Source organism: Streptomyces anatolicus (assembly GCF_019400875.1).
Taxonomy (GTDB): Bacteria; Actinomycetota; Actinomycetes; order Streptomycetales; family Streptomycetaceae; genus Streptomyces; species Streptomyces anatolicus.
The window spans coordinates 1-7125 of sequence record NZ_WMBF01000325.1 but is presented as its reverse complement, the minus strand read 5'-3'; the positions used below and the strand labels follow the sequence as shown (position 1 = coordinate 7125).

General features: G+C 71.8%; 6 protein-coding genes. 3 read left to right on the top strand and 3 right to left on the bottom strand.

The window, feature by feature from the left end; all coding sequences use genetic code 11:
• Window positions 1–3 precede the first annotated feature (3 nt).
• Window positions 4–456 carry a MarR family winged helix-turn-helix transcriptional regulator gene (locus tag GKQ77_RS23720; RefSeq protein ID WP_219690959.1) on the bottom strand — a complete coding sequence of 151 codons (453 nt, stop codon included), beginning with the start codon at window positions 454–456 and terminating at the stop codon, window positions 4–6.
• Window positions 457–550: 94 nt separating this feature from the next.
• Between GKQ77_RS23720 and GKQ77_RS23715 the strand changes: the two genes are divergently transcribed.
• Window positions 551–1582 carry an NADP-dependent oxidoreductase gene (locus GKQ77_RS23715; RefSeq protein ID WP_219690958.1) on the top strand — a complete coding sequence of 344 codons (1032 nt, stop codon included), beginning with the start codon at window positions 551–553 and terminating at the stop codon, window positions 1580–1582.
• 172 nt (window positions 1583–1754) lie between these two features.
• Window positions 1755–2183, top strand: a complete 429-nt coding sequence (locus tag GKQ77_RS23710; protein ID WP_219690957.1) for an organic hydroperoxide resistance protein — start codon at window positions 1755–1757, stop codon at window positions 2181–2183.
• Between the two features lie 69 nt (window positions 2184–2252).
• Here the strand turns inward: GKQ77_RS23710 and GKQ77_RS23705 are convergent, their stop codons facing one another.
• Window positions 2253–4838, bottom strand: a complete 2586-nt coding sequence (locus GKQ77_RS23705) for a M14 family zinc carboxypeptidase (protein WP_219690956.1) — start codon at window positions 4836–4838, stop codon at window positions 2253–2255.
• A 138-nt stretch (window positions 4839–4976) separates the two neighbouring features.
• On the opposite strand from GKQ77_RS23705, the gene GKQ77_RS23700 reads away from it, so the two are divergent.
• Complete coding sequence (locus tag GKQ77_RS23700) at window positions 4977–5798, top strand: EI24 domain-containing protein (protein ID WP_219690955.1); 822 nt, start codon at window positions 4977–4979, stop codon at window positions 5796–5798.
• Here the strand turns inward: GKQ77_RS23700 and GKQ77_RS23695 are convergent.
• Entirely contained in the window at window positions 5756–7039 is a 1284-nt protein-coding gene (locus GKQ77_RS23695; protein ID WP_308117764.1) for a pyroglutamyl-peptidase I, read from the bottom strand. The two genes, GKQ77_RS23700 and GKQ77_RS23695, sit on opposite strands and share 43 nt — an antisense overlap.
• Between the last annotated feature and the right edge of the window lie 86 nt (window positions 7040–7125).

The following is a 7125-nucleotide window of genomic DNA, read 5'->3' as shown; positions in this document are numbered from 1 at the left end:
GGCCTACGCCTCCCCGCCCAACATCCTCCGCAACAACCCCCGCAACGAAACCCTCTCCTCGTGCGAAAGCTCCGCCAGTGGCTCACGCGCGAAGTTCAGGGAGTCCCGGAGGCTGCGGGCGACCTCCGCCCCCTCACCCGTCGGCGCCGCCAGCTTCACGCGGCGGTCGGCCGGGTCGGGCCGGCGCTCGACGAGGCCCCGGGCCTCCAGGCGGTCGACGATGCCCGTGATGTTCGACGGCTCGCACTTCAGCTTCTGCGCGATGCGGCGCATGGGCATAGGTTCGACGAAGAGCAGCCCGAGGACGCGCGCCTGCGCCCCGGTCAGCGAGTGCCCGGCCGCCGCCTCCTCGTACTCCTCGTGGTAGCGCCCCACGACCTCGCCGATCAGCTCGACGACCTCGACCGTCAGCGGGTCGGCGCGGGGCGAAGGGGTACGCGGGTCACTGGTGGCCATGGTCACCAGGGTACCCGTTTACTTGACACCATGAAATATCAAAGAGCATGGTTGTTTCAGTACATGAAACATCTTTTCCTAGGAGGACGCCCTCATGTCCGTCACCCCCGAGCAGCTCCCCTCCGTCAGCCGTGAGTGGCACCTGGTCCGGCGCCCGGAAGGCTGGCCGGTCCCCGAGGACTTCGCGCTGCGCGAGGTCCCCGTCACCGCCCCCGGCGAGGGCCGCGTCCTCGTGCGCAACCTCCACTTCTCGGTGGACCCGTACATGCGGGGCCGGATGAACGACGTGAAGTCCTACGTGCCGCCGTTCCAGCTCGACAAGCCCATGGAGGGCGGCGCGGTCGGCGAGGTCGTCGCCTCGAACGCCGAGGGCTTCGCGGTCGGCGACCACGTCCTGCACTTCGCGGGCTGGCGCGAGTACGCCTCCGTGCCCGCCCAGCACGCCACCAAGGTCGACGCGCAGGCCGCCCCGCTCTCCGCCTACCTCGGCGTGCTCGGCATGACGGGCCTGACCGCGTACGCCGGTCTGCTCGAAGTCGCCTCCTTCAAGGAGGGCGACGCCGTCTTCGTCTCCGGCGCCGCCGGTGCCGTCGGCGGCCAGGTCGGCCAGATCGCCAAGCTGAAGGGCGCCTCGCGCGTCATCGGCTCGGCGGGCTCGGACGACAAGGTCAAGCTGCTCGTCGAGGAGTACGGCTTCGACGCCGCCTTCAACTACAAGGACGACAAGCCGGTCGCCGAGCAGCTGAAGGAGGCCGCCCCCGACGGCATCGACGTCTACTTCGACAACGTCGGCGGCGAGCACCTGGAAGCCGCCATCAGCCGGCTGAACGTGCACGGCCGCGTCACCATCTGCGGCATGATCGCCGGCTACAACGACAAGGAGCCGACCCCGGCCCCGCGCAACCTCGCCCTGGTCATCGGCAAGCGCCTGCGCCTGACGGGCATGCTCGTGCAGGACCACAGCGCGCTCCAGCCGGAGTTCGTCCGCGAGGTCGGCGGCTGGATCCGCTCCGGCGAGCTGAAGTACCGCGAGACGGTCGTCGAGGGCGTCGAGAACGGCGTGGAGGCCTTCCTCGGCATGCTCCGCGGCGAGAACACCGGCAAGATGATCGTTTCCCTCGCCTGAGACGCCGCCCTCGCCTGAGGCCCCGCTCCTCGCCTGAGGCGCCGCCTCCCTCGCCTGAGGCCCCGTCCCGGGCGCGGGGCCCTGACCCGATCTTCCGGCATCCGATAACCTGATTCCACTTGGCCGCGGTGTGGGCGCGCACCGCGGCACGTCACAGGAGGAATCGGCACCTATGTCCATCCAGAAGATCGACGTCAAGTACACCGCGGTCGCCACCGCCGAGAACGGCCGCGACGGCCGCGTGGCCAGCGACGACGGCAAGCTCGACGTCGTCGTGAACCCCCCGAAGGAGATGGGCGGCAGCGGCGCGGGCACCAACCCCGAGCAGCTGTTCGCCGCCGGCTACAGCGCCTGCTTCCAGGGCGCCCTCGGCGTGGTCGCCCGCAAGGAGAACGCCGACATCTCCGGCTCGACCGTGACCGCCAAGGTCGGCATAGGCCAGAACGAGTCCGGCGGCTTCGGCCTGGAGGTCGCGATCACCGCCTCCATTCCGAACGTGGACGCGGCCACCGCGCAGTCCCTGATCGAGAAGGCCCACCAGGTGTGCCCCTACTCGAACGCCACGCGCGGCAACATCAAGGTGGAACTCGCCGTCGCCTGACCGCCGCCCGGTCATCTGCACGAAAGGGCCGCACCCCCCGGCGGGGGGTGCGGCCCTCTGCCGTACCGCCTACCGGCCGACCTTCAGCAACGCCCGCCCGACCTGCGGGAACACCCCCTTGGGATGGTCGCGGAAGAGCGGCTCGGTGCCGAAGAGGACCACGTCCGCGCCCCGCGCCGCCCCGCTGACCACCGAGGCGCGCCCCGCGGCGGACGCCGGGCCCCCGCCGCCGTCCTCCAGGGCCCGCCAGTGCCCGGAGACCAGCGGGTTCCCGGTCCCGTACCGCTGTTCCACGCGCACCCCGGAGCCGAGGCCCGTGAACCACATCGGCGAGTAGACGAAGCTGTGGTCCGGCGCGCCGCCGGTGACCGTGCCGCCCGCGTTGGCCACGCGCACCACGCCGTTGGCGTCGCCGTTGCCCTCCACCGGCTGCACGGCGAGCAGCTTCGCGCCGGTGTTCATCGCGGCGCCCGCGGCGCCACGGCCGACGAGGCCGCCGCCCCTGGTGAGGAACCGTTCCAGCCCGGCCTTCGCCGCCGCGTTCAGCCCGCCGTGGTCGAGCCCGGCCGACACGAGGAGCGCGTCCGTCCCCTTCCAGTCGAAGCCGGAGTTGAGCACGGCCGTCGACACGGGCACCACGTCGAAGTTCATCTCCCGCAGCGCGAAAAGCTCGCCCGGCGTGACGGCCGCCGCGACCCGCGTACGGTGCAGCGCGGCGCCGCCCTTGGCCTTCGTGGCGTCGAACGCGACGTCGTACTTCCTCGCGGCCACCACCGCCGCCCGCCGCGCCGACGACGGCACGATCGCGCTTCCGTCACGGCCGCCTCGTACCGAAACCCCTTCGGCGAGCAGGTGGTTGACGGCCGCGATCTCCCGCGGGTCGTCGAGCCGCAGCCGCAGATCGCCGCGCGGCGCCACATACCCGACCCGGGCCGCGGCCCGCACCTCCCGCGTGCGCAGTCCGTCCAGGTCGCCCCTCTTCACGGAGTCGACGCTCGCGCCCCACAGCCGCCCGAGGCTCCACCCCGAGATGTCGTACATGGTCGACACCTTGCCGCTGATGTCGCGCCCGTCGGCCAGCATCACATTGGCCAGACCCCGCTTGGGCTGGTGCATGTCGACGACGTACGAGCCCTTCGGGTACGTCTTGCCGCCCAGCCGGAAGCGGTGGGCCGCGCGCTCGACGCGTACGTCATTGGCGAGCAGATGGTCCACGAGCCGCGCCGCCGCCGGCGCCGAACGCTGACCGCGCCCGCCCGGCGAGGAGCCCGCCGGAATCACGTACGCGCGCGGGAAGTTGGTCGTGTACACATCCTCGGGACCGATCCCCGGCACACCCGGCACCGTCTCCGCCGAGACCGGCACCTGCTTCGCGCCCGTGGCGCCCCGCCGGAAGACCTCGATCTGGTCGGCGATCAGCGAGGTGCGGCGGCGCTCGGCGAAGTGGACGCTCGCGCGCATGGCCGCGCCCGCGATGTCGACGTTGATGGCGGCCCTGCGCCGCAGCTCGGCGACCGGCTGTGACTCGTACACCGCGTTGTTCACCTGCATCGGGAACTCGATGGTGTGCGTGGCGACCGCGCCGTGGAACGGCAGGTACTGCGGGGTGAAGATGGGCGGCCAGTCGTCCCAGCCCTCCTCCTGGTCGCGGAAGGGGATGACGGCGGGCTTCACGCCGTCCTTCTCCCGCGTGTAGCCGCGGCCGTTGACGGCGGCCTCCATGCCGAGGGCGTTGGCGTAGGAGTTCTTGAGGAAGAGGTCGTACTCGTAGTTCTCGCCGTGCGGGGGAGTCGTCGGCTCGATCAGTGTGCCGTTCACATAGCCGTGCAGGTCGATCATGACGGCGGGCTGCTTGGCGACGGCGATCTCGCGGATCGCGCGGGCCTCGGGCTGGGAGGCGGTGATGAAGTCGCGGTTGAGGTCAAAGCCGTTGGCGTTCGCCCGGGTCCCCGCGATACGGCCGTCGGGGTTGGCGGTGATGTTGAAGTAGAGGCGGTTGTGCGCGAGCAGGGACCGGCTCTTCTTGTCCTTCGCCCTCGCCAGCCTCTCGATGAGCTTCAGGGCGGCGTCGGTGCCCTCCCACTCGTTGCCGTGGATGTTGTTGTTGATGAGGACGGGCGTCTTGTACGAGGCCTTGATCGCCTTGTCCTTCGCGGCGGCCGAGGGAGCGTTCTCGATGCGCTCGCGCATCCGCTCCTGACGTGCCGTCTCGCGCGCGGACTCGGGAGCGGTGACCGTCACGAGGTAGAGCGGGTGCCCGCCCGCCGAACGGCCCGCGATCTCCACGCTCACGCGGTCGCCGAGCCGCTGGAGTTCGTTCAGCTTCGGGGCTATGCCGTGGTACGGCGTGAGCCCCAGCTTTATCGACTTGTCGGCAGGGTTCTCCGGAGGTGCGTCGAGCTTCCGCTCGCGCGGGTAGCCGCGGCCCCTGTCATCGATGAGCCCCGGGGACAGCGCGCTGCCGAGGGCGCGCTCGGCGGCGGCCTCCGGGGCCTTGGCCGCCCGGTCGGCGCCGAGCGGCGAACCCTCGCGGGTGACCGGGCGCGGCGTCGGATCGGCGGTCGCGCTGCCCGGGACGAGCGCGGTGAGGACCAGCGCGCCGGCCGTGGCGGCGGTGGTGAGCAGAACGGGTCTGGATGGCCGGGACATGCCCATGCGTACCTCCGTTGATCGGTAAGCGAGGTCTTACACGGTCCGACTCCGCCCCAACAAGGGGGTTTTCGACAGAGCTGTGACAGACCTGGCGCACAGCACCCCGCAAACCGCCCCTCACCTGCGGCTAAGGTGTGCCGCATGCGCGATCTCGGTGTGGGCTTCGGCTACTTGATGAAGGGCCAGCGCTGGGTCGCCCAGCACGGCAAGCAGTACGGGATGGGCCTGTTGCCCGGCCTCATCACCCTCGTCCTGTACGCGGGGGCGCTCGTCGCGCTCGCGCTCTGGGGCGCCGACGCCGTCGGCTGGGCCACACCCTTCGCCGACGACTGGTCCGCACCGTGGCAGGGCCTCTTCCGCGGCTTCCTGACGGCACTGCTCTTCGCCCTCGCGCTGCTGCTCTCCGTCCTCACCTTCACCGCCATGACGCTCCTGATCGGGCAGCCCTTCTACGAGTCGCTCTCCGAGAAGGTCGACATCGCCGAGTCGGGTTACGCCCCCGAGTCGGGTCTCCCGCTCTGGCGCGAACTGTGGATCTCCGCACGGGACAGCCTGCGCGTCCTCGTGCGCGCGCTGCTCTGGGGCGTCCTGCTCCTCGGACTCGGCTTCATCCCGGTCGTCGGCCAGACCGTCGTCCCGGTCATCGGCTTCTGCGTGACCGGCTTCTTCCTCGTCGAGGAGCTGACCGCGGTCGCCCTCCAGCGCCGGGGCGTCGAACTGCGCGACCGGCTCGCCCTGTTGCGCTCGCGCAAGGGGCTCGCCTGGGGCTTCGGGGCGCCGCTCGCCGTCGCCTTCCTGGTGCCGTTCGTCGCGGTCTTCCTGATGCCGGGCGCGGTCGCGGGGGCGACGCTGATGGCACGGGACCTGCTGGGCGAGAACGGCTCGGACGGCGACGGCGCCCCGGGCGCGGCCGGCGCGGGTCAGGACTCCGACGCGGCCACCCGCAGGATGCCCCTCACCTGAGCGATGATGTCGAGCCGGTTCCGTACGAACTCGGGATCGGTCACCGCACCCGTCGCCGGGTCGGTGTTCTCCGCCCCGAACTGCAGGACGGGCGTGTGCACATGCCCGCCGGGCAGCCGGTCGCGCAGCCCGAGCCGGTCGCGCAGCAGCGTCGCCCGGTAGGCGATCTCGTTGGACAGATAGTCACCGCCGCCGCCCGCACGGGCCGTCGACCCCTCGGTGGGCCCGCCGGGCCGCACCACCGGAGCGCCACCGCCCGCCGGGATCTCGGTCACCGACGTGTTGTCGTACACGGGGAAGCGGCCCGTGGCGGCCTCCACGATCTTCTTGTACGGGAGGGTCGTCGACGTCCACTGGGGCTGCGAGGCGGGATCGCTCACCGGGACGGTCTCGGTCCTGGAGACGTTGTCGTTGTCGGGGAAGCCGCCGCGCCAGGCCCCGTTGGTCCGCTCGATGTCGAAGCGGCCCACCCGTCCCTGGCTGATGGTGGTGAAGAGATCGACGCGGGGAAGGTAGGGGCGCAGCGCCCGCTCCACGGCGCCGTCGGTGAAGTCCTGCCAGCGGACGGGGAAGGTGACCGCCTCGATGCGGGCGGGCCCCTCGGCGGTCCGGATCGTCGTGCCGTCCAGGGCCAGCGCGGTGGCGCCGGAGGGGTTGCTGATGCGGACGTCCCGGTCGAGGGTGAAGGGGTCGAACCCGGTGACGAGGATCCGCTTGACCCGGTGGCCCTCGGCGCGCTGACCCTTTCCGGGGCCGCGGTCGGACCCGGGGAACCGGACGCTGTCCTGCCCCCGGGACGTCCTCTCCAGCGCCCCTATGAGCCGGGCGCGCTGCTCCTCCCCGAGGGAGAAGCGTTTCGGCTCCCACTGCCGCAGCTCCCGCGCCATCCCCAGGCGGGCCCAGTACAGCGGCCGGTCGTCGTCCCGGCTCAGATCCCCCCGGGCGGGCCCGCGCCCCTGGGCCCGGTCGACGGCCCTGCGCCACAGCTCCCCGCCTTCGCGTACGACGAGACGGCGGGCCTGGTCATAGGAGCGGGCCTTGCCGAGCGCCCGCGCCAACTCCGGGGCGAGCCCGTCGAACCCACTGCGCCGCAGGATCTCCCGAGGCGCGGCACGGTCCAGCCGCTGCTCCTCGACGGTGGGGGCACGGTCGCCGGAGCCCGGGGCGGCGGAGGCGGACGCCGGGGCGATGGCCCCGGCCAAGAGGGCGGCGACACCGAGGGCGCCGAGCCGAGACAGCACATGAGAACGAGAACGCACGCGAGTCCTTCCGTAACCGGTGAGGTGGCGGAAGTATCGCGGGGCGGACGGGGGGAGCGCTATGGCGC